The organism is Litorimonas sp. WD9-15, from assembly GCF_050271975.1.
Classification (GTDB): domain Bacteria; phylum Pseudomonadota; class Alphaproteobacteria; order Caulobacterales; family Maricaulaceae; genus Litorimonas.
The window spans coordinates 405,750-425,856 of record NZ_CP189850.1 but is presented as its reverse complement, the minus strand read 5'-3'; the positions used below and the strand labels follow the sequence as shown (position 1 = coordinate 425,856).

20 protein-coding genes are annotated in these 20,107 nt (G+C 55.1%); 9 read left to right on the top strand and 11 right to left on the bottom strand.

The window, feature by feature from the left end; translation table 11 throughout:
• Positions 1 to 10: 10 nt before the first annotated feature.
• Together gspF and gspE are read right to left on the bottom strand one after the other, a co-directional pair.
• Positions 11 to 1,237: a type II secretion system inner membrane protein GspF gene (gene gspF, locus ACP9M6_RS02050; RefSeq protein ID WP_427453007.1), complete on the bottom strand. Its 1,227-nt coding sequence runs from the start codon at positions 1,235 to 1,237 to the stop codon at positions 11 to 13.
• Positions 1,237 to 2,745, bottom strand: a complete 1,509-nt coding sequence (gene gspE / locus ACP9M6_RS02045) for a type II secretion system ATPase GspE (RefSeq protein WP_427453005.1) — start codon at positions 2,743 to 2,745, stop codon at positions 1,237 to 1,239. The genes gspF and gspE overlap by 1 nt, the downstream gene beginning before the upstream one ends.
• A gap of 187 nt (positions 2,746 to 2,932) precedes the next feature.
• Here gspE and ACP9M6_RS02040 point away from each other — a divergent pair, with 187 nt between their 5' ends.
• The 4 genes from ACP9M6_RS02040 to ACP9M6_RS02025 all read left to right on the top strand — a co-directional run bounded on the left by ACP9M6_RS02040 (position 2,933) and on the right by ACP9M6_RS02025 (position 9,149).
• Complete coding sequence (locus ACP9M6_RS02040; protein ID WP_427453003.1) at positions 2,933 to 3,826, top strand: ABC transporter ATP-binding protein; 894 nt, start codon at positions 2,933 to 2,935, stop codon at positions 3,824 to 3,826.
• Complete coding sequence (locus ACP9M6_RS02035) at positions 3,819 to 7,490, top strand: ABC transporter permease (protein WP_427453001.1); 3,672 nt, start codon at positions 3,819 to 3,821, stop codon at positions 7,488 to 7,490. The genes ACP9M6_RS02040 and ACP9M6_RS02035 overlap by 8 nt, the downstream gene beginning before the upstream one ends.
• Before the next feature lie 68 nt (positions 7,491 to 7,558).
• Positions 7,559 to 8,122, top strand: a complete 564-nt coding sequence (efp, locus tag ACP9M6_RS02030; RefSeq protein ID WP_427452999.1) for an elongation factor P — start codon at positions 7,559 to 7,561, stop codon at positions 8,120 to 8,122.
• A 202-nt stretch (positions 8,123 to 8,324) separates the two neighbouring features.
• Entirely contained in the window at positions 8,325 to 9,149 is an 825-nt protein-coding gene (locus ACP9M6_RS02025) for an inositol monophosphatase family protein (RefSeq protein WP_427452997.1), read from the top strand.
• 803 nt (positions 9,150 to 9,952) lie between these two features.
• Here ACP9M6_RS02025 and ACP9M6_RS02020 read toward each other — a convergent pair.
• Together ACP9M6_RS02020 and ACP9M6_RS02015 are read right to left on the bottom strand one after the other, a co-directional pair.
• The gene (locus ACP9M6_RS02020; protein ID WP_427452995.1) at positions 9,953 to 10,618 is read right to left on the bottom strand and encodes an MIP/aquaporin family protein; all 666 of its coding nucleotides are present in this window, start codon (positions 10,616 to 10,618) and stop codon (positions 9,953 to 9,955) included.
• Positions 10,611 to 10,943 carry an ArsR/SmtB family transcription factor gene (locus tag ACP9M6_RS02015; protein WP_427452993.1) on the bottom strand — a complete coding sequence of 111 codons (333 nt, stop codon included), beginning with the start codon at positions 10,941 to 10,943 and terminating at the stop codon, positions 10,611 to 10,613. Before ACP9M6_RS02015 ends, ACP9M6_RS02020 begins: the two co-directional genes overlap by 8 nt.
• Positions 10,944 to 11,032: 89 nt before the next feature.
• Between ACP9M6_RS02015 and ACP9M6_RS02010 the strand changes: the two genes are divergently transcribed.
• On the top strand, positions 11,033 to 12,550 hold the full coding sequence (locus ACP9M6_RS02010) for an acetyl-CoA acetyltransferase (RefSeq protein ID WP_427452991.1): 1,518 nt from the start codon (positions 11,033 to 11,035) through the stop codon (positions 12,548 to 12,550).
• A 141-nt stretch (positions 12,551 to 12,691) separates the two neighbouring features.
• Here the strand turns inward: ACP9M6_RS02010 and hslV are convergent, their stop codons facing one another.
• Genes hslV through ACP9M6_RS01990 form a run of 4 tightly spaced genes read right to left on the bottom strand, consistent with a single transcriptional unit; the run spans position 12,692 to position 14,427 of the window.
• A complete protein-coding gene (hslV, locus tag ACP9M6_RS02005; RefSeq protein ID WP_427452989.1) occupies positions 12,692 to 13,264 on the bottom strand; it encodes an ATP-dependent protease subunit HslV in 573 nt (190 codons plus the stop codon).
• 1 nt (position 13,265) lies between these two features.
• A complete protein-coding gene (locus ACP9M6_RS02000; protein WP_427452987.1) occupies positions 13,266 to 13,568 on the bottom strand; it encodes a DUF1244 domain-containing protein in 303 nt (100 codons plus the stop codon).
• Positions 13,565 to 13,756 carry a Trm112 family protein gene (locus tag ACP9M6_RS01995; protein WP_427452985.1) on the bottom strand — a complete coding sequence of 64 codons (192 nt, stop codon included), beginning with the start codon at positions 13,754 to 13,756 and terminating at the stop codon, positions 13,565 to 13,567. The genes ACP9M6_RS02000 and ACP9M6_RS01995 overlap by 4 nt, the downstream gene beginning before the upstream one ends.
• Entirely contained in the window at positions 13,753 to 14,427 is a 675-nt protein-coding gene (locus ACP9M6_RS01990) for an LON peptidase substrate-binding domain-containing protein (protein WP_427452983.1), read from the bottom strand. The genes ACP9M6_RS01995 and ACP9M6_RS01990 overlap by 4 nt, the downstream gene beginning before the upstream one ends.
• 116 nt (positions 14,428 to 14,543) lie before the next feature.
• Here ACP9M6_RS01990 and ACP9M6_RS01985 point away from each other — a divergent pair, with 116 nt between their 5' ends.
• Genes ACP9M6_RS01985 through ACP9M6_RS01975 form a run of 3 tightly spaced genes read left to right on the top strand, consistent with a single transcriptional unit; the run spans position 14,544 to position 15,680 of the window.
• Positions 14,544 to 14,843, top strand: a complete 300-nt coding sequence (locus ACP9M6_RS01985) for a PadR family transcriptional regulator (protein WP_427452981.1) — start codon at positions 14,544 to 14,546, stop codon at positions 14,841 to 14,843.
• On the top strand, positions 14,840 to 15,385 hold the full coding sequence (locus ACP9M6_RS01980; RefSeq protein WP_427452979.1) for a hypothetical protein: 546 nt from the start codon (positions 14,840 to 14,842) through the stop codon (positions 15,383 to 15,385). Before ACP9M6_RS01985 ends, ACP9M6_RS01980 begins: the two co-directional genes overlap by 4 nt.
• Positions 15,378 to 15,680: a hypothetical protein gene (locus ACP9M6_RS01975; protein WP_427452977.1), complete on the top strand. Its 303-nt coding sequence runs from the start codon at positions 15,378 to 15,380 to the stop codon at positions 15,678 to 15,680. Before ACP9M6_RS01980 ends, ACP9M6_RS01975 begins: the two co-directional genes overlap by 8 nt.
• Here ACP9M6_RS01975 and trxA read toward each other — a convergent pair.
• Both trxA and ACP9M6_RS01965 read right to left on the bottom strand, forming a co-directional pair.
• Positions 15,671 to 16,561, bottom strand: coding sequence for a thioredoxin (gene trxA / locus ACP9M6_RS01970; RefSeq protein WP_427452976.1), 891 nt, complete (start codon positions 16,559 to 16,561; stop codon positions 15,671 to 15,673). The two genes, ACP9M6_RS01975 and trxA, sit on opposite strands and share 10 nt — an antisense overlap.
• 114 nt (positions 16,562 to 16,675) lie before the next feature.
• Positions 16,676 to 17,626, bottom strand: coding sequence for a nucleoside hydrolase (locus ACP9M6_RS01965; RefSeq protein ID WP_427452974.1), 951 nt, complete (start codon positions 17,624 to 17,626; stop codon positions 16,676 to 16,678).
• Positions 17,627 to 17,706: 80 nt separating this feature from the next.
• Between ACP9M6_RS01965 and ACP9M6_RS01960 the strand changes: the two genes are divergently transcribed.
• Positions 17,707 to 18,309, top strand: a complete 603-nt coding sequence (locus tag ACP9M6_RS01960) for a phosphoribosyltransferase (RefSeq protein WP_427452972.1) — start codon at positions 17,707 to 17,709, stop codon at positions 18,307 to 18,309.
• Here the strand turns inward: ACP9M6_RS01960 and ACP9M6_RS01955 are convergent.
• Positions 18,306 to 20,051, bottom strand: a complete 1,746-nt coding sequence (locus ACP9M6_RS01955) for a CRTAC1 family protein (protein WP_427452970.1) — start codon at positions 20,049 to 20,051, stop codon at positions 18,306 to 18,308. The genes ACP9M6_RS01960 and ACP9M6_RS01955 overlap by 4 nt on opposite strands.
• Positions 20,052 to 20,107: the final 56 nt, after the last annotated feature.

The window sequence follows — 20,107 nt, the reverse complement described above, 5'->3', positions numbered from 1 at the left end:
GTCGCGTCCCTTAATAAGCCAATGTATTGAGTTGCAGGATAGGGAGGAAGATAGCCGCCACGACGAGCAACACAACGCCCGCCAACAGTATGATGATCGCGGGTTCCAGCAGTGTCAGGAACACCGTCGTCGCGGCGTCAAATTCATCTTCCAGATAATCGGCGGATTTGGCGAACATATTCCCCATATCGCCGGAGGCTTCGCCCCCCATGACCATTTGCACGACGAGCGGCGGGAACACACCCGCCTCTTTCAATGCGGCCGACATGGGCGCACCGGAGCGGACACGTTCAATCGCGGCGGTCAGGCTCTCGCGCATGACAGCATTTTTCAGGGTATGTTGCGCCGTTTCCATCGCGGCGAGGGCGGGCGTGCCCGCACTGACAAGACCTGCCATCGTGCGGGAGAACCGCGCCGCATTGACGTCGCGGTGCAGTCGCCCGACCAGCGGCAATCGTAATTTTATCGCGTCCCAGCGTCGGCGAATGGCTTTGCGTTTCAAAGCGTAACGGAGGGCCACAATCGCGGCGACGATAAGGCCGAGCAGGATGAGGCCGCGGGCTTGCAGAAATTCTGACACCCATATTGTGGCTTTGGTCAGGGGCGGGAGGTCCTGCCCGAATGTATCAAATTGCTCGACAACCTTCGGCACGACGAAAATCATCAACACGACGATGACGATTAGCGCAACCGCCGTCAGGACGAGCGGATAGGCCGTGGCCCCCGCAATCTTGCGCCGGATTTTCTGCGCGGATTCCAGATCATCGGCGAGGCGCAGCAGGACTTCAGGGAGTTGTCCCGAGGCCTCGCCCGACGCGACCATCGCGGTGTAGAGGTCGGAAAAGGCCTGCGGTTGACTGCGCAGGGCGGAGGACAGGGTTGCCCCTTCTACGACTTGCGACCGTATAGAGAGCAACACGCCCTTCATCGCGGATTTTTCAAATTGCAGCGCCGTCACGCGTAGCGCGTCCTCGACGGGTGTGGCCGCATCAATCAGGATCGCGATTTGCCGTGTCGCGCGGGTGAGTTCCGCATGTTTAATTTTCCCGCGTCCGAAACTTTTTTGGTCCGAGAGATCTCCGGCTTTCACGGATTTCTTGCGGGACCGGTTCAGGTCCAACGGGGTCAGCGCCCGGGCGCGGAGGAGGTCGCGTGCCTCCCGCGCACTGCTCGCCATTAATGTGCCGGACCGTTTGGCCCCGCCCGCATCTATCGCACTGTAATCAAACGCATCCATTAGATTGCGTCAGTCGTTTTCGCCGAACACACGCGCAGAACTTCCTCCGAACTCGTGGCGCCTTCCAGCACAGCATCCGCGCCGGATTGCAGAAGTGTGTGACGATTGGCGAAAGCATAAGCGGACATATCTGTATCCGACGCGCCGTCATGGATCATCTGACGCAATGTGTCGTCGTTGATAACCATTTCGTAGAGTCCAAGGCGTCCCTGATAACCGATATTTTGGCACTGCATACAGCCGACGGGTTTGTGGAAAGTCGCGCCCGCTTTCACGCCCAGTTCCGCGCATTCCGATGGTGTTGGGGTGTAAGGCGTTTTGCAATGATCGCAGAGGCGACGGACTAGCCGTTGCGCGACGAGCGCCGTCACGGTGGAGGAAAGCAGGAACGGCTCGACGCCCATATCGCGCAGACGCGCAATCGCGGCGACGGCTGAATTTGTATGAACCGTGGACAGGACCAGATGTCCCGTTAGGGCAGCTTGCACGGCGATTTCCGCCGTTTCGGGGTCGCGGATTTCGCCGACCATCACGACGTCCGGGTCCTGCCGCAAAATCGCGCGCAGGCCTGCCGCAAAGCTCATCCCGACCTTATCATTCACCTGCGTTTGACCAATCCCGTCCAGCGCATATTCAACCGGGTCCTCGACTGTCAGCACGTTTCGTGTGCCGTCATTCAAAGTGGAGAGCGCGCCGTAAAGCGTCGTCGTCTTACCGGAACCCGTTGGCCCCGTGACGAGGATAATCCCATTGGGTCGCGCCAGCATGGATTGGAAATCCGTCAACATGGCGGCGTCCATACCGAGTTCCGAGAGGCCAATCCCCTGACTGTCTTTTTCGAGTATCCGCATGACCAGACGCTCGCCGTGGCGCGCGGGCAGGGTGGAGACGCGGACATCAATCTGCCGTTCGCCGAGATTGAGCGAGAAGCGCCCGTCTTGCGGGATACGTTTATTGGCGATGTCCAGCCGCGCCATGACTTTGACTCGCGACACCAGAACGGGTGCAAGGCGGGCGGGAAGGGAGAGTTTCTCAGTCAGCGTTCCGTCAATCCGGAACCGCACGGAGAGCCGTTCCTCATAAGGTTCAACGTGAATGTCTGAGGCGCGGGAGCGAATAGCTTCCTGCAAAATCCCATTAATGAGACGGATAACGGGCGCATCATCGGCATCATCCAGCAGATCCGATGTTTTCGGCAGGCCAGAGGCGAGTTGCGAAAGATCCTGAGGATCGCCAATCGCGGCATCAGCGGAAGATGTCAGGTCGGATTGTGAATAGGTTTTAGCGACCAAATTCGAAAACGCATCCGCGCTCATCTGTTCTGGCCGGATGGGCGCTCCGAAGGCCCGCCGCGCCTCCAGCAGTGCTTCCCGAGCTGCGCCAGGACGGTGCGCGAGGACTGGAATACCGCTCGCACCTTCTGCCACAACAATCCCGTGCATCCGCGCAAAAGCATAAGAAAGCGGCGGGCTGGCAGGCGGTAGGTCGGGGGCAATTTCAGTATCCATATCCTTCAACCTAGACTCATCTTTCGCAGCTGGGAAGCGAGAGTCTCCTAGAATTGTATTCTGCTTCCGGGGCCTGGTTATTTATCGAAAAACAATATTTATTGTTGTTTTTCGATAAAATTTGACCTAGTGGAGGATAAAATAAACAGGGTTTCCTGTGTTTGGGTTCAGTTTTCGGGGGAAGCTCATGCTTTCAATTAACAATATTTCCAAGAGTTTCGGTGCGGTTCATGCCTTGGATGGTGTGTCACTGGATTTAGAGCCAGGCTTGTTTGGGCTTCTTGGTCCAAACGGTGCGGGGAAATCGACCCTCATGCGGACACTTGCAACGCTGCAGAACCCCGATAGCGGGACGATTACGTTGGACGGGCAGGATATTGTCGCCAATCCGAATGCAATGCGAAGCGTCCTCGGTTACCTACCACAGGATTTTGGAGTCTATCCAAAAATGAGCGCGAAGGCGCTGCTCGACCATATCGCCGTATTGAAAGGCGTGACGGATAAATCGGCGCGGGATAAACAAATCCGAACGTTGTTGGAGCACGTGAATTTACTCACCCATGCGTCTGCCAATGTCGCGACCTATTCCGGCGGAATGCGTCAGCGTTTCGGTGTGGCGCAAGCTCTGCTCGGCGCCCCGAAAGTCCTGATTGTGGATGAGCCGACGGCGGGCCTTGACCCTGCGGAGCGCCAACGTTTCTTGGATCTGCTGTCTGAACAAGCAGAGACGAAGATCATCATTCTCTCAACGCACATCATTGAGGATGTGCGTGATCTCTGCACGGATATGGCCGTGATGGGGAACGGCAAGATTGTGGCTCGCGGCGCACCCGAGGCGCTGATCGCTAAAATTGATGGACAGGTCTGGCGCAAAAAAGTTGCAAAAGAAGAATCCGTGGAAATTAAATCCCATGCCAATTTCCTTTCCTCTCGTCATTTGGCGGGCGGTGTTATCGTGTCGGTGCTGTCAAAACATTCACCGGGGGAAGGTTGGGAACAGGCGGATGTCATTCTTGAGGATGCCTATCACGCCCATCTCAACGGTCTTGTCGCCGAGGAAGTGGAGACGTTTGGTGCTTAAGCGACTTATAGATTTTGAAACACGGTATCATGCCAAGCAGGTCGGCTTCTGGGTCGTCATTGCGGTGATGCTCGTTTACGGGCTTTTGGTTGCACTACTTCCAGATATTGTCGGCAATGGTCTGTCCGGTTCCCGCCTCAAAGCCAATGGCGCGCAAATGATTGCGGGTGGTTTATCCGGCGCCTACCTGCCCATTATTTTCTTCGGCGGCATTTTCACCGTCACAGGTATTTTGCGGGATAAGACCTCCAATATGCTGGAGATTGTCCACGCCACACCTGTCTCCACGCGGGATATGACATTGTCGCGCATGGTTGGTATTTTCGGCGTCCTCTGTATCGCGTTTTTTGTCTTTTTGGTCGCGCAATTTCTCGGTCAGTTAAGTCCAACATTGGATAAGGAAACGCTTGGACCCGTAAATCCGCTTTATTATTTGCAACCCTTTATTCTGCTCACAGTCGTCAACGCGTTGTTCGTCACGGCCTTTTTCACTCTCATCGCCGGACTGACGCAAAACCGTATGCTGGTTCTGGTCTCCGCGATCGGGCTGTTCTTCTTCTCACTGATGGTGGGGGTTGTTACGGAGCTGGATATTCCGAAATGGGTGCAGGCTGTGGCCGACCCGTTTGGCTCATTGGCTTATGGTTTCGATACGGAGTTCATGAATCCGCAACAGCGTAACACGGAGCTGCTGCCACTGACGGGCTATGTCGGTTTAAACCGTCTGGTCTGGACGCTCATATCGCTCGGGATATTGGCGCTTGTTTTTGGAAAGTTCAAACGCGGCCTTATCACAGGGAGGACCCGTCGGGCAAAAGTCGAAATGAAGGGAACTGGTCTGTCCTATTCCGGTGTCGCGCAGACATCCGGCTTTATGTCAGATCTTGCAGCCGTTTGGACGCGTTTCAAATTTGAATATTTGACGACTGTGCGGTCCGTACCTTTTATCATACTTGCGAGTCTGGCTGTCGCACTTTTTGCTTTGATTATCATCATTACGGTTTTCTTCTCACCGCAGAAATTGATTCCGACATCGCTGATTATTTCTAGATTGGGATTTACGTTTTTCGCCATTCCAATTATTTTAATTATTGCTTTCTTTGCCGGAGAGATTTCCTTTCGGGACCGGGGCGCAAAGTTTCATGAATTACTGGATTCGACAAGCGTCAATAATTGGCCGCTTTTGGCGGGTAAATGGCTAGCCCTGTTTGCCGTGGTCTTCTCTCTTTGTTTTTTTGGTATGTTGGTCAGCATGTCAATCCAACTCATGACAGATAGTCCGCCCGTCGATTTCGGTCTCTATCTGGGCTTCACATTCCTGAACGTATTCCCGAACTACCTTTTCATGGCGGCGTTGGCGATGATGGTGCAGATGTTCGTTCCGAATAGAATAATCGGTATGTTGGCCGCGGGTGGCGCTTTGGCAGCCTTGCTGTTTATCGGACGCTTACCGTTCTACCATCCCCTCATGGGATTTGGCGGGACGTCGCCCGGGCCTGTTTCAGAGATTTCGCCTTATAATAATTGGATCTATTTCCGCTGGTTCAATTTCTACTGGGGCATGTTTGTTCTCGCCTTTACCGTGTTGGGCGTCTGGATGTGGCACCGTGGATTGCAGGTAAGCTTTCTCACCCGCTTGCGCTATGTTGGACGCCGTGTCACGCCTGTATCGGGTGGTGTTATGGCCTTGGCGCTGGCCGGGTTTATCGGCTCGGGCATCTATATCTTTCAGGCTTATGACAAGGTTGACTGGAATAACCGCAATGACCGCGAAGCCCGTCAAGTTAGGGGTGAGGCCCTTTTCAAGCGGGAAATGGACCTGCCGCGCCCCCATACGCGGGCGGTAAAAGTTGACGCCCAGATTTATCCGTCCATTCAGGAAGCCCTCATTTCCGGCACGATGGAGCTGCAAAACGCCAGCGGTGAACCGATCACGGAACTCTATGTGCAGCCCTCCACCGGTCATGAGGAGGATATGCGCGTCCTGGCAGTTACCGGTGCGACGGAAGTGACCTCCGGCGAAAATGACGACGGTGACAGCCTTAAAGACATTCGTGACTTTGACGTCCGGCTATTCCGGTTTGATCCGCCCCTGGCCGACGGCGCGACTGCCACGCTGGATTTCGAAGTCTTTCTTCACGGGCCGCGTTTGGCGGATCGTAGTTCGGTCTCGAAAAACGGAACCTTCATGAATAATTACGCGACCTTCGGGGGCAGCCCGCGCGTGATCCCTGTTTTCGGACCGCCCGACCTCGCCATTCAGAGCAAGAAACGACGTCGTAAGCTCGGTCTGGAAGAGCTTCCAAAGCTACCCGAGCCCACTGCCGAGGGCATGGATTTGAATATATTCGGGGCTTTGACGGGTCCTGCCGACATGATTGATTTTGAGGGTCGGATCTGTACCGAAGCCCCGCAAACGCCAATTGCGCCCGGCAACCTGATTGCGGAAGAGACGGTGGAGGGTCGGACGTGCCGGACCTATAAGACAACACAACCCATCAGTAATTTCTTCTCCATGCTCTCCGGTGATTACGCGGTGACAGAGGATAGTTGGACCGCCCCGGACGGGAAAGTTATTCCCATCCGTGTCTACCACGCGGCCCATCACGATTATTCCGTCGATGATATGATCCGCGCCACGCAGTTCTCACTCGGTCATTACACCGAACATTTCTCGCCTTATCAGTATGATTATGTGCGGATTATGGAGGTCCCGTTTATCGGATTCGCGCAGGCCTTTGCTGGGACGATTCCCTTCTCCGAGTCGGGCTTCATCATGGATGCGGGCGATCCGGATGATGTAAAGACACTGGATAATGCCTCCGCAATCACAATGCACGAAATGGGACATCAGTGGTTCGCCCATCAAATTGTCCCGGGTTATAGTCGTGGGTTTAATGTGCTCTCCGAAGGGCTGACATCCTATATAACGTTGGACGCCTATGAAGCCATGTATGGGTTCGACAAGGCATTGTTCCTGTTGGAAAACGGCACGATTGCGCAATATATGGCGCTGTCCATGTTTGACAGTCAGGCGGAAGTTCCTCTGGCTGTGGCGCGGGACCAACAATATCTCGTCTATAACAAGGCCGATTGGGTGATGTGGAGCTTGAAACATCATATCGGGCCGCAAAATATGCGGGATGCGATGAAAGGCTTTATCGAGGAATACGGTCTGAAAGGTCCGCCCTATCCGACGACGAAAACGCTAACCAATGTTCTGCGTGAAGCGGCCGGTCCTGAATATGACCAACTCATCACGGACCAATGGGACCGGATGGTACAGTGGAAATTCGGTTATGGCGATGACGGTCCGACAGTCTCAGAAAATGCTGACGGCACGTGGCGCGTAACAATCCCCGTCAACACCCAGAAGGATATCCAGACCGAAGAGATGGAAAAGTTTGAGAGCTGGGCCGATATGGACGGTGAAGTTTTGAACGAGCCTCTCGAAATCGGGATCTACACGGATGAGCCGAAAAAGCTCTGGAGTGCCTGGACGCAACTCGAACGGGTTTGGGTGACACAGGAAGATCAAGTCTTCAGCTTTGATGTTGTGGAAAAGCCAACGCATATCGCGCTCGACCCGCGCCGGATCATGTTGGAATTCCAGAACACGAATAACGTGCAGACTGTGGGCGAGGCGTCGGCTTATCGCCGCTAGGGTCGCTTGCACCTGCATCACGTGACTGTTATGGCGCGCGGAAACTTATAACCCGCAGGACGCGCGCCATGAAAATGAACGGCAATGAGATTAAGCCCGGCAATATTATCAAGCACCAAGATACGCTCTGGGTCGCGGTAAAATGTAATGCTGTAAAGCCTGGAAAGGGCGGTGCGTTCAATCAGGTCGAATTGAAAAACCTTCTCGACGGGCGAAAGCTGAATGAGCGTTTTCGCGCGGCGGAAACAGTCGAACGTGTGCGCCTCGATCAGAAGCCCCATACGTTCCTTTATCGCGACGGCGACATGCTCGTCTTTATGAACACAGAGAATTATGAGCAGATCAATCTGGCCGAGGAATTTGTCGGCGAGCAGGCGCAATTCCTGACGGACGGCATGGAGGTCGATCTCGAATTTTACGAAGAGCGGGCGATCACGGTTGCCATTCCGGAACAGGTCGTTCTCGAGGTCGCCGAGACGGAGCCTGTCGTCAAAGGTCAGACGGCGGCGAATTCCTACAAACCCGCGACCATGTCGAACGGCACGCGCACAACCGTGCCGCCCTTTGTTGGCGTGGGCGAGCGTTTAATTATCAACACGACCGACGGGTCATATGTGAAGCGTGCCGATTGATGCGGATAGACTTGGGAAGAGGTTTCTCTTTAAATTTGATTAGTGCCGCAATGCTCATCTTTGCGGCTGTGGTTTTATTGATTACGAAAATTTTCTCTTCTAACAATTACTTAGTCGCTATTATCATCGCCCCCTTATTACTTATTGTTTGCTTTGTTTTGTATAAGCTTTTGCAGAACAAAACTTCATCGAAAGAAAAATCATGAGCGGAATGTCTGCCATAATGACCGTGATGCAAAACGCAGCCCGAAAAGCGTCGCGCAAATTGCTGCGGGACTTCAACGAGGTTGAGCATTTACAGGTGTCCCGCAAGGGCCCTGCCGATTTTGTCTCGCGCGCGGATAAGCAATGCGAGGAAACCCTCGTCGAGATGTTGTCCGAGGCCCGCCCGGGTTACGGTTTCCTGCTCGAAGAGGGCGGCGAAATTATCGGGTCTGACAAGACCCATCGCTTCATCATCGATCCGCTGGACGGCACCACGAATTACCTTCACGGCATTCCGCACTTCGCCATCTCTATTGCGCTGGAACGCGAGATTGACGGCAACCCGCGCGAGATTGTGGCGGCCATGGTTTATAATCCGATCACGGATGCCATGTTCATGGCGGAAAAAGGCAAAGGTGCTTTCGTCAATGACGGCACGCGCGGCGGGGCAGACCGTCGTCTGCGTCCCGGCAAACGCGATATTTTCCAAGATTCGATTTTCGCCACAGGCATTCCGTTTCTGGGCCGTCCGGGCCACGCACGGTTCCTCAAAGAACTTCATAAAGTCATGGGCAGTTCCGCCGGTGTCCGCCGAATGGGCGCGGCCAGTCTCGATCTCGTCTGGACGGCTGCCGGCCGTTACGATGGCTATTGGGAACGTGATCTCGCGCCTTGGGATGTCGCGGCAGGTATCCTCATTTGCCAAGAGGCAGGGTGCGTCGTCGAAAGCCTCTCCGGCGGCGACCCGACCTATGACGGTGATCCCTTGGTCACGAATGCGGCTCTATTGCCTATGCTAAAAGACCGTCTGGTCGTTCAGTAGAGTTTGAAATAAGCGAAAGCTGCGACCGCCCATCTCGGGGTCGGCAATAGTCTGATAAATGGGACTGTCCGCGTGGGGCCTCCGCGATGGAGTACCAAGGGTAGGTCTTTCATCTATGTTTTACGCGGGAGGCCAAGCGCGTGAGACAAGATTAGAGGTCGGCGATACCGTTACATCTTCCAAATCTCAGGCTCCATCGGTCTTTAAGCGACAGAGCCCTTGCGCTCTCGCATCAGGCTCACGCCAAATACAAGGCCACGCGGCAGCGGTTTTTGAAGAAACGGCCGGTCAGATAATCCCCGGAGTCTGCCCACTTGGAACAGCCGGTCGGCTCTCGTTTCTAAAAGTCCGGCACAACTCTCGTTCTCACACAAAAGCGCTCAACCCCACCGTCCTTCAGTACCAGCAAGCGAGGCCTCGCCTGTCCCGTGTCTGAAAGAACGAATGTAATATGGCATAGCTTTTATAAGTGGGGATCATTCTCTTCATAAACGGGGATTGGCGGCCGTACTCAGCCTCACAAAACCCAAAGTCATCCCGCACGCAGCGAAGTGGAGATGCGGGACCTATCGCCTATAAACCCAAGCTAAAGCTCTGTAATCGTTAGGCCCCGCATCTGCGCCCTTTGGGCTGGTGCGGGGTGACAATGAAAGTGGCTTTGGATGGAATTATTTTTTCAAAACCAAGGATTAATCTTGGCTTAAGCTTGGATTGATCGAAGATAGCGTCTCCCGCCGAACTGGCGACACATCGACCCCAGAATCAATGCCGGATGAGAGGAAGGAAAGATGTGCTCAATTTCCTCATCCCCTCCCCACAAAAAACCGATAAACTCCAAAGGCCAATCCCGCGCCGATCATCTGCATGACAATAAATAACGGTGCATCAACCGGACGGATGCCCGCGAAACTATCGGTCAGGCTTCGCGCGACGGTCACGGCGGGATTTGCGAAACTCGTCGAGGCGGTGAACCAATAGGCCGCTGTGATATAGAGGGCGACCGTCATGGGCACGGCTTTGGGCTTGAACCGCACCGCGAACAGAATGCAGAGCATCAATCCGAAGGTCGCAATAAGTTCCGAAAGCCCCTGCGACGCACCCGCCCTGATCTTCGGTCCGATCTGGAAAATGGGCGCATCGAACATGGCATGGGCGGCATAGACCCCCATGATCCCGCCGACCGTCTGCGCGGCAACATAACCCAGCGCTTCACGCGTCGAAATGGCTTTGTCGAGCCAGAAGCCGAATGTCACAGCCGGATTGAAATGCGCGCCGCCAATGGGTCCGAAAATCGTAATTAGGACGTAGAGAATTGCCCCCGTTGCAATCGTATTCCCCAACAGGGCAATCGCGATATTTCCACCTGACAGTGTCTCCGCCATGATGCCGGACCCCACAACTGTGGCGAGGAGGAAGGCCGTGCCGAGGGCCTCGGACATCCATCTTTGTAATGTTGAAAATTTAGTCACAGCAAACGACCTCATCCAGAACGGGACCGCAAATTTCAGGGTTTCCGCCGCAGCAATCCTCCATCAAAAATTCCAGCAAACCCCGCATACCGTCCAGATTGGCGCGGTAGCGCACAGATCGCCCCTCCCGCGTGGACGCGATGAGCCCCGCCGATTGCAGGATGGAGAGCTGGGTCGAGGTCGAGTTTTGCTTCGCATCCAACCGCGTCGCAACTTCACCGGACATCAACCCTGCGTCCCCCGCTCTTATGAGCAGACGGAAAGCCTGCAACCGACCCGTGTTTGAGAGGGCGGAGAAAGCCGCCAGTGCGTTATTCATATCCATATATCCTGAATAATGGATATATAATAGACTGCAAGTCTGAATGTGAGACTGTGCTTGTCATATTTGACGGGTCGCGCCATGTCGGGCGCATGAACGATATGACTCCCATTCTGATCGGTGCCGGACAAGCGGTGGAGCCTGTGCCTGCGGATTTATCGAAGGCTGCGTCGCACGCGGATATGGCGGGGCGGGCGGCGAAATCGGCACTGGCCGATGCGGGCATCGCTGCTGCGCATATTGATGTTGTCGCCTGCGTCAGAACTTTTTCCGATAGCAGTCCCGCCTATGCTTGCCCCTTTGGCGGACCGGATAAATTTCCATTGGCCGTGGCGTCGCGCATCGGGGCTGCGCCGAAGCTGGCGATTTATGACGTCTTGGGCGGACAATCTCCACAAGCCCTTGTCGGAGAATTTGCGCAGGAGTTAATAGCGGGCCGCGCAGATGTGGTCGTCATTGCAGGCGGTGAAGCTCTCGCCAATATGCGGGCCGCACAGCGCAGCGGTGCAGACCTTGATTGGTCAGAGGAACATGAGGGCGAGTGGAAAGATCGAGGCCTCTTCAGCGGTTCGATGATCGTGTCGCAAACCGAACTCGCCCACGGGTTGATGGATGCGATGAGCTATTACGGATTTATTGAGACCGCCCGCCGGATCAAAGCGGGCCGCACGGTGGCCGAACATCGTAAACATATGGCGGAGTTAATTGCGCCCTTCTCAGCCGTTGCCGCGCACAATCCCTATTCCATGTTTGATGAAACCTATTCGGCTGAGGCCATCGCGAAAGAGACGCCTGACAACCGCGCACTTATCTCGCCCTTTCTCAAATCCATGGTCGCCAAGGATGGCGTCAATCAGGGTGCGGCTATCGTGATGACGACGGTGGGCCGTGCGCGGGAATTGGGCGTGCCGGAAACACAATGGGTCTATTTGCGCGGTCACGCTGAGGGTCAGGAAAAGCTGATGCTGGACCGCACAGAATTGGGCCGCTCTGTTGCCATGGACGTCATCATTGAGGCCGCGCTCTCCGCCGCGAATGTCGCGCCCCAGCAGATTGAACATGCCGATATCTATTCCTGCTTCCCCTGCGTCGTGGATCAGGCCGCGACAGCGCTGGACCGTAAGGGCAAATCGATGACGCTGACGGGTGGATTGCCCTTCTTCGGCGGTCCTGGAAATAATTATACTTTGCACGGTATTTGCGAGGTCGTCGAGGCCTGTCGGAAAGCACCGGGCGGTCTCGGCCTCGCCCATGGCAATGGCGGCTGGATGAGTAAACAGGCCGTTGGGATTTATTCAACGGAGGCGGCAGAGGGCGATGTGTTCGCCGATCGGGATTTAATTGCGACGAGAATTGAGGGGCAGTCTTCTCCGGGACAGGTGGAGCAGGTTTCAGGCGATGCGGTCATTGAAACCTATATCGTAAATCACAAGCGCGGCGTGCCGGTTAGTGCGGTCGTGATCGGGCAGGCTAAAACGGGTGAACGATTTTATGCGAGGCTGCAGGATATGACCACAGACCAATTATCAGCGATGGCCGACGGTCAATATGACCGTGCAGATATTCGTGTCGAAACGGGGATGCCCGCGAATAAGGCGTGGTTGATTTAATACTACACTCTGTCATTGCCCGACTTGATAGGGCAATCCATTTGCATTGACGTTGACATATAATATGGGTTGAGCTTTTCACGAGATTGAATGCGAGTGGATCCTCCGGTCAAGCCGGAGGATGACAATGACGGGAAGCAATCAATCTGTCTCCAACACTTCCAGCGTCAGATTGTTATTCGTAAACACACAAATCCGGTCGGCAATGCCCATGGCTTTGCGGGCGAGTGTTTCCGCATCTTCTTCATATTCATCCATGGCGAGAGCAGCGGAGAGGGCGTAATTTCCCCCCGACCCAATGGCCGTAATGCCGCTATCGGGTTGGACGACATCGCCATTGCCCGTGAGGACGAACGTCTCGGATTTGTCCGCAACGATCATCATGGCCTGCAATTGACGCAAATATTTATCCATGCGCCAATCCTTGGCCAGTTCAACACAGGCGCGGGCGAGTTGCGTGGGATGCAGTTCCAGCTTGGCTTCCAACCGTTCCAACAGGGCGAAGGCATCCGCCGTCGCGCCTGCAAATCCGGTCAGGACCGTCCCGCCGGCAAGGGTTCGCACCTTGCGCGCGCTCGCCTTCATCACCGTATTTCCGGCGCTGACCTGCCCGTCACCCACAACAACAACTTTGCCGTTTTTGCGCACGGTCAGGATCGTCGTCCCGCGCCACTGACTGGCATCTGCATAATCATGATGGGGGTTATAGGTCATATCAGCATCCCTTGGTGCGGGCATTATAGGCGGCAATTTGCTCGGGTGTCGCGGCGGGTTGCTCCGCTTTCCAAGTCGCGTAATCCATACCGTAAACACGGAGGCGGGCGTCTTCTAAGTCCATATCATGGCCCTGTTCTTCGGCCTCCGCCAGCCACCATTTAGACAGGCAGTTGCGACAGAAATTGGCCAGGATCATCAAATCGATATTCTGAACATCGCGGTTTTCGTCCAGATGTTCCAGCAGGCGCCGAAAGGTTGCGGCGTCGAGTGCGTCTTTTTCCGCCTGGCTCAGATCGGTCATAGCGCGCGCGCCTCACGCTCTAATAAAATGGGCACACCATCGCGGATGGGGTAGGCGAGCTTGGCCTTCTTGCTAATTAATTCATTCGCGTCGGTGTCGTGCGTCAAGGGTCCCCGCGTCTTAGGGCAGACGAGAATGCTGAGCACTTTCGGGTCGATTTTGGCTTGTTTGGGCGTTGCGTCGGTCATTGGGTCGGTTGGTCTCCATCATCGGTAATCTGGCTCGCATAAAGATGCATCAGGCCGATCAACAATCGCCGCCGATCATCCACCGTGGCCGCTTCCAACAGGCTCTGTTTATCCTCCGCCTGAAACGGGGAAATCATGGCGGCTTGATTGACGAGCAGGGGGAGGGGGATTTCTTTTAACGTATCCCAATCGACCTGAACATTAATCGCTTTAGCGAGAGACTTCATGGCAACTGTCAAAGCCGCACGATCCGATCGCCCGGACTCGGACAGGGCTTCTGATGTTTGTTTCGCATTATGCGTATCGGCATCCGCCTCAAACCCGTCAAAATCAATATGGGCCTGACGATATGGAGATGTCGTTTTCAATTCCTCGCCCAAGCGAAACCGTTTCAGGCCTTTCAGCACGACAAGATATCGCCCGTCTTCCGTCTCGGAAAACTGGCTGATACGACCCAATCCGCCGATCTGTTTCAAATTGTCGTTCTCGCTTTGCACCATCCCGATCAAGCGCTCACCCTTCAGGGCGTCGTCGATCATGTTCAGATAGCGTGGTTCGAAAATATTCAGCGGCAGATCACAGCCCGGCAGCAGAACCGTCCCGTTCAGCGGGAACAGGGCGACCGTCTCTGGATTGGTCCGACGGGCGAGGGATTTATAGTGAGCGCTCATAGTCCGAAAGTGGGGAGGGCGGGGCGTCCTGTCAATTGCGACATCAATTCTGATCCCTGTTTTCACAGCGGTAATTTAGCGGTTGACCTTTAACTCTACATATGTAGATTTTATACATGACCCGTACACGACGCCCTTCTCCCTCCACACTAAAAATTCTGACCGGACTCTCCGCCGCGCCTGAGGGACTGCACGGCTATGCCCTGATGAAGGAGACCAGCTTGGCCTCAGGCACGCTCTATCCGATCCTGATGCGCCTGACGGAACGCGGCTGGCTGGAGAAGGCGTGGGATATGTCAGAGGCCGGCCCGCCCCGACGCATCTACACGCTCACCGCAAAAGGCAGGACGAAACTGGAAACGTTACAGTCGGAGACAAGGCTGCAATCAGCTTCAGCCACGGAGAAATTGGCATGAGTGGATATTTGAACAATTTGCTCGGATGGCTGGGGTCATATCTTCCCCAGGATGAACAGGGTTGGATTGAAGATATGCGCATAGAAGCGCAGCATGTTCCGAACGGGCTGGCCCGGGTCGGCTTTTTGTGGGGCGGCGTGCAAGCCGTTTTTGGCGAGATCATACGCCGCCACATCGGGCCGCGCCGTCTGGGGCAAGGGCTCTTATCCCTTGCCCTTCTCCTGCTCTGCACGGGGGGTGTTTTGTTTGCAACGGGGATGGAAGATCCGCGCGTCAGGATGACGTTTTACAGTCTGCTCACCCTCTATGCCATCGCGGGCGGATTATGCTGGTGGGCGCTCGATGTGATGAAGCGCTTCGTTTTGTTCTGTGCTGTTGCATTGATCGGGATTTGGGTTTTTCTGGGATTGGGCGGGGCTGCGTCCCTTGTCCTACCGCTTGGTTTCCTGCGCGCTTTTTCAATTGAACAGGCGGCCATGATGGTCTGTCTTTACATCATTGCCAGCTATCTGACATGGGTCGAGGGCGCGGCTCGTGCCTAGCCGGATCAGGCGAATTTCAGCTGGCGCGGCCATCATATTGGGGTTGGCGCATCTGGTCTACGGCATGGTGGTTTTCAAAGCCCTGACACCGGACCATCTCTGGTTCGCGGGGGCAGGTATTGCGATGATTTGCGTCGGCCTCGCGCATTGGAACAGGCCTGCGAGAGTGCAGGCCGCGCTGATGTGCATCTATCTGGGTGTGCTGGCGCTCATCCTACCACTCCCGCAAATCTTCATCGGATTGGCGATTTTCCTGACACTTCTTGTTTCAGACAGACGCGCGTCCTACGCGTAAAGGATGGAGGACAGTCTGCGTCTTCCGTCGCGAGACACGTCTGATTCCGTGCCTTCGGCCTCGAATATTGTTAGTAGGAAGAGGCGGGCGGCCTCGTCATCATGCATCCGGTTTTTGCCAATGGAATAGATCAGGTGGTCGACGGCCTCTGCATTCCGGCCCGCGCCGACGAGCGCTTTGGCGAGCTCCAACCGCGCGTCGAGGTCATCGGGATTATCTGCGACTTTGGCGGCAAGTTCTGCCGTTGCGTCGTCTTCTTCGGGTGCAGAGCTGCGCAGGTCGAATTGTGCTTTCAAAGCGGAAATTTCCGGATGGTCCAGCACGGATTCCGGGGCCTCATGGATAAGTTGAAAGGCGCCGTCCTCGTTCCCGCTCTCCATGTAAAGACGGGCGAGGCCTGCGCGGGCGGATGGGTTGTTGGGGTCGAGCGAAAGTGCGCCAGCGAAATCCTGCGCCGCACCGCCGGGGTCACCAGCGGCGAGGCTGTCTTTTCCGCGGGCAACGAGTTTTTTGGCATCTTCCACGGGGTCCGTTTCACCGGACAATTTAGCGACAAATTCCTTAACAGCCGTTTCAGGTTGCGCGCCCATGAAGCCGTCCACGGGCTGGCCATTTTTAAAAGCGTAAACGGCAGGAATAGACCGAACGCCGAGTTGGGTGGCCACAGCATTTTGTTCCTGTGTGTTGATTTTGACGAGCTTTACCTTGCCGCCCGCCGCTTTGACTGTGCGCTCGAGGACCGGCATAAGCTGCTTACACGGGCCGCACCATGGCGCCCAGAAGTCCACGATGACGGGGACGTCGGCTGAAGCCTCGATGACATCCGTCATAAAGCTCATATCGGTGCCGTCTTTGACGATGTCGGTCGCGAGTTCAGTCATTGAAAAATCCTCTAATTTTATACGTGTCGTATTTGGGCGGGGGGTAAAATGAATTCAAGGGGAGGCGAAGGGGCTGGCTCGCCAATCCTGTCACATCGCTGTGAGTGTCGGAGCTTATAATTTGGCGTAGAGGGCCAGCCGTTCGACCATCAGATCGAAGAAGCCGTCCGCATCCGCGCCGACCGCCCATTGGCAATCGCGGTCCCAGTCTGTGCCGTGCCAGTAATCGACGGAGGTGCAGCCACGTGTGAGCTCGCTCTCGGCCTCAACGCGAATACCGACTTGGCGGAAGGTGAAGAGATCGGGGCGGAGTAAGTAAGCCGTCGTGCAGGCGTCATGAATGGGAGTCCCATTCGTCCCGAATTTCTGAGCGTCAAATTCCGCGTATCCTCCGCTTAACATTGGGACCAGAATATCTGTCATATAATTATTTAATTCGCCCAGTTTTTTGACATGATCCGGGCGGATGAGGGTTTTATGCGTCACGTCCAGACCAAAGACTGTCTTTGGCACGGAGGTGGCAAATATTTCGGCAGCCGCATGCGGGTCGACATAGGCGTTAAACTCGGCGCTCGGCGTGATGTTGCCTGCCTCTGATCGCGCCCCGCCCATAATGACAATCTCCCTGACACGGGAAATGATGTCCGGTGCGCGGCGAAAGGCGGTCGCGATATTGGTCAGGGGACCCGTTGGCACGATGAGGACATTATCGACCGTGCGGCAAATCCGGATGATGGCATCGACGGCATGCTCCGCTTGCAACGGCAAGGCGGGTTCGAAAATCTCTACCCCGTCCAGACCTTCCGAGCCGTGAACCTCTTCCGCTGTCGCCAGCGGTAATTCCAGTGGCGCGTCACACCCCGCATAGACGGGAATATCTGTGCGTTTGCATAATTCGACAATCATCCGCGCATTGCGCTGGCATTTGTCCAAGACCGTATTTCCCGCCGTCACTGTGATCGCGCGAATGTCGAGGGGCGTATCCGACGGCGCCAGCGCCATCATCAGGCTGATCGCGTCATCCTGTCCGGGGTCGCAATCAAATATCAGGGGTCGTGTTTCCATATGTGGCTTATGGACATGTCGGGGCTTGAGGGAAACCCCGCATTGGATTATGGGGCCTCTTGCGCGAAAGAGAGTGGACCATGGCCGAGCCCCAACCGAATATTGAAAAAGTTTTTGTCAGTGCGGAAGATTTACTGCGCGACAGTTTTGAGTTGGCCTTGCGTATTCATGAGAGCGACTTTCACCCGTCTTTCATTCTTGGCGTTTGGCGCGGCGGCACACCTGTCGGGATTGCCGTACAGGAAGTGTTGGAAACACTCGACTGTCCGACAAATCATTTCGCCATTCGCACGGCGAGTTATGGGGCGCGGACGACGAGTTTTGACGGTGCAGAGGTCCTGCCCGAGGTCAAAGTCTACGGCCTGCAACATGTTGTCGATGTGATCGATTCTGAAGACAGCTTGCTCATCATTGACGATATTTTCGACAGTGGCCGCAGTGTCGATGCGATCATTCGCGAGGTCCAAGCCCGCTGCCGCAAGAACACACCGACAGAAATCAAAGTTGCGACAATCTATTATAAGCCGAAGCGAAACCTCACAGACCGCACGCCGGATTTCTACGTCCGCGAAACGGATGAATGGACCGTCTTTCCGCATGAATTGCGCGGCTGTTCCGAAGACGAGCTGCGCAAACGCGGGACAATGCCGGCGCGTTATTTCGAGATGAACCCGAAATTTTAATCTGCGACGTTAGGTTCCGTCACCGTCAAACTATCTGAATTAATCGACGTGATGAGTTGTGGCGGTGTGGCCTGATGCGGCCAGCGGATTTCCAGACGGTCAATCGTATCATCGCCAAGCCCGAAAATCAGTGTGCTGTCATCCTGTGAATGGGCACTGTTCCCACCCGTAATTTGCTGCGTCAATCGCTTACCACCCGTCGTATAGAGGTCCGCCCGCAGGCCGATCGCGTTCGCATTGCTGCGCGTTGCAATGACATCTAGCGAGAAGGATTTTGCCGTTGGATTGACGGAGTCATTTCGAAAGAGCTGCAAACCGCCATCCTGATTGATGACGAGGATATCGTGGTCGCCATCGCCGTCATAATCGGCCAGCGCACTGCCGCGGGCATTTGTGGTCGCGATGTCGAGTTGCTTTGTTTTCCAACCCTGAAGGTTTGTAAAAATAGCGGAGTCGCCGCCCAATTGGGTGCTCGTATTTGATCTGGCCGCCGCGGCGAAGAGATCCAGTTCACCATCCCGATCAAAATCTGCAAAATTCGCGCCCCATGACATGACGAATTCCGTTTGAGTGGGCCGCGCAATATTCGCGGAAAATCCCGTCTCATGAGACATATAGAATGTGTTTCCGAACGTATTTGGATCAGACTGATCGATAGGATGTGTCGGCGCGTCTGTGATGTAGATGTCGAAAGCGCCGTCCTGATTTACATCGCCAAAGGCGATACCCATCGCCGCTGGCGTGTCTCTGCCGATATATTCATGGGACAGGTCCAAATGCCCCGCACCGTCATTGATGAGGATCGCGTCCGTTAGCTCTTCTTCGAAACCTGGCATCATGCCGCCCGCATTGCCGACATAAATATCCGGCCACATATCATCATTCAGATGACCCGCCCGCGTGACAAGGGCTCCGCGATTGGTCGCGTCGTCCGCACGAATAACATCCAGCGCCAGACGGAATGTCCCGTCCCCCTGATTACGATAGATGACATCCATATTCGCGCGTTTGCCGATCGCGTCTTCCGCCGCGTCATCCGAAGATGTGCGGTTAATCACCATCTGACCGAGATAGAGGTCAATCCATCCGTCCAGATCGTAATCAAAGAAACTGGCGCTACGACTTTGGCTGCAGCGATGAGGGGATTTGACAGCGGAGGATCTCTCTGCGCGCGTAATAACTTTTTTGAACCGGGCGGAGCATCCATCCACGCCTGCGGCGGTCGCAACATCTGTGAAAAGTCCTGGCCCCGCGTTGTTTCCATTTTCGACGAAACTGTTCTTCAACAGCAGGTTCGGTGGCCCCCCATAAGGATTATCCTCAACCGTTCGCACGTTCCATTTTTCATTCGATGTATAGACGAAAATATCAATATCACCATCGCGATCATAATCCGCCGCGACCGCCCCAGCATATTCGAAATTTTCGAAATCTGGAAGGAGGTCATCCGAAAGGGTAAATGTACCTGTCGCGTTTCCTAAATAGAGATGCGGGCGCAGCGTGTCGTTCTCATCCGCATTGAATCCGTTCGTCGCGAAAATATCGAGATATCCGTCATTATTCACATCTAGCCAAACGACGCCGAGACTGTGCCGTGTCGTCCCACCATAACTTTCCGCGCTGAGGCCCACGCTGGCCGTCACATCGGTGAATTGAATGTCCGACGCATTGGCGGATATGCTTGGGCAGCCGAAGGCCAAAGCCATGGCGCCAGCGATTATTGGTCGATAATATTTAAACATTTGGACGTCCCCATATGCGGGACGATACTGTCATTCTGTCCTGCCCCATCGGCTGG

Coding starts and splice junctions, on each gene's coding strand:
- gspF (WP_427453007.1), bottom strand. CDS start 1,237: ATGGATGCGTTTGATTACAGTGCGATAGATGCGGGCGGGGCCAAACGG.
- gspE (WP_427453005.1), bottom strand. CDS start 2,745: ATGGATACTGAAATTGCCCCCGACCTACCGCCTGCCAGCCCGCCGCTT.
- ACP9M6_RS02040 (WP_427453003.1), top strand. CDS start 2,933: ATGCTTTCAATTAACAATATTTCCAAGAGTTTCGGTGCGGTTCATGCC.
- efp (WP_427452999.1), top strand. CDS start 7,559: ATGAAAATGAACGGCAATGAGATTAAGCCCGGCAATATTATCAAGCAC.
- ACP9M6_RS02025 (WP_427452997.1), top strand. CDS start 8,325: ATGAGCGGAATGTCTGCCATAATGACCGTGATGCAAAACGCAGCCCGA.
- ACP9M6_RS02015 (WP_427452993.1), bottom strand. CDS start 10,943: ATGGATATGAATAACGCACTGGCGGCTTTCTCCGCCCTCTCAAACACG.
- ACP9M6_RS02010 (WP_427452991.1), top strand. CDS start 11,033: ATGAACGATATGACTCCCATTCTGATCGGTGCCGGACAAGCGGTGGAG.
- hslV (WP_427452989.1), bottom strand. CDS start 13,264: ATGACCTATAACCCCCATCATGATTATGCAGATGCCAGTCAGTGGCGC.
- ACP9M6_RS02000 (WP_427452987.1), bottom strand. CDS start 13,568: ATGACCGATCTGAGCCAGGCGGAAAAAGACGCACTCGACGCCGCAACC.
- ACP9M6_RS01995 (WP_427452985.1), bottom strand. CDS start 13,756: ATGACCGACGCAACGCCCAAACAAGCCAAAATCGACCCGAAAGTGCTC.
- ACP9M6_RS01990 (WP_427452983.1), bottom strand. CDS start 14,427: ATGAGCGCTCACTATAAATCCCTCGCCCGTCGGACCAATCCAGAGACG.
- ACP9M6_RS01985 (WP_427452981.1), top strand. CDS start 14,544: ATGACCCGTACACGACGCCCTTCTCCCTCCACACTAAAAATTCTGACC.
- ACP9M6_RS01980 (WP_427452979.1), top strand. CDS start 14,840: ATGAGTGGATATTTGAACAATTTGCTCGGATGGCTGGGGTCATATCTT.
- trxA (WP_427452976.1), bottom strand. CDS start 16,561: ATGACTGAACTCGCGACCGACATCGTCAAAGACGGCACCGATATGAGC.
- ACP9M6_RS01965 (WP_427452974.1), bottom strand. CDS start 17,626: ATGGAAACACGACCCCTGATATTTGATTGCGACCCCGGACAGGATGAC.
- ACP9M6_RS01960 (WP_427452972.1), top strand. CDS start 17,707: ATGGCCGAGCCCCAACCGAATATTGAAAAAGTTTTTGTCAGTGCGGAA.
- ACP9M6_RS01955 (WP_427452970.1), bottom strand. CDS start 20,051: ATGTTTAAATATTATCGACCAATAATCGCTGGCGCCATGGCTTTGGCC.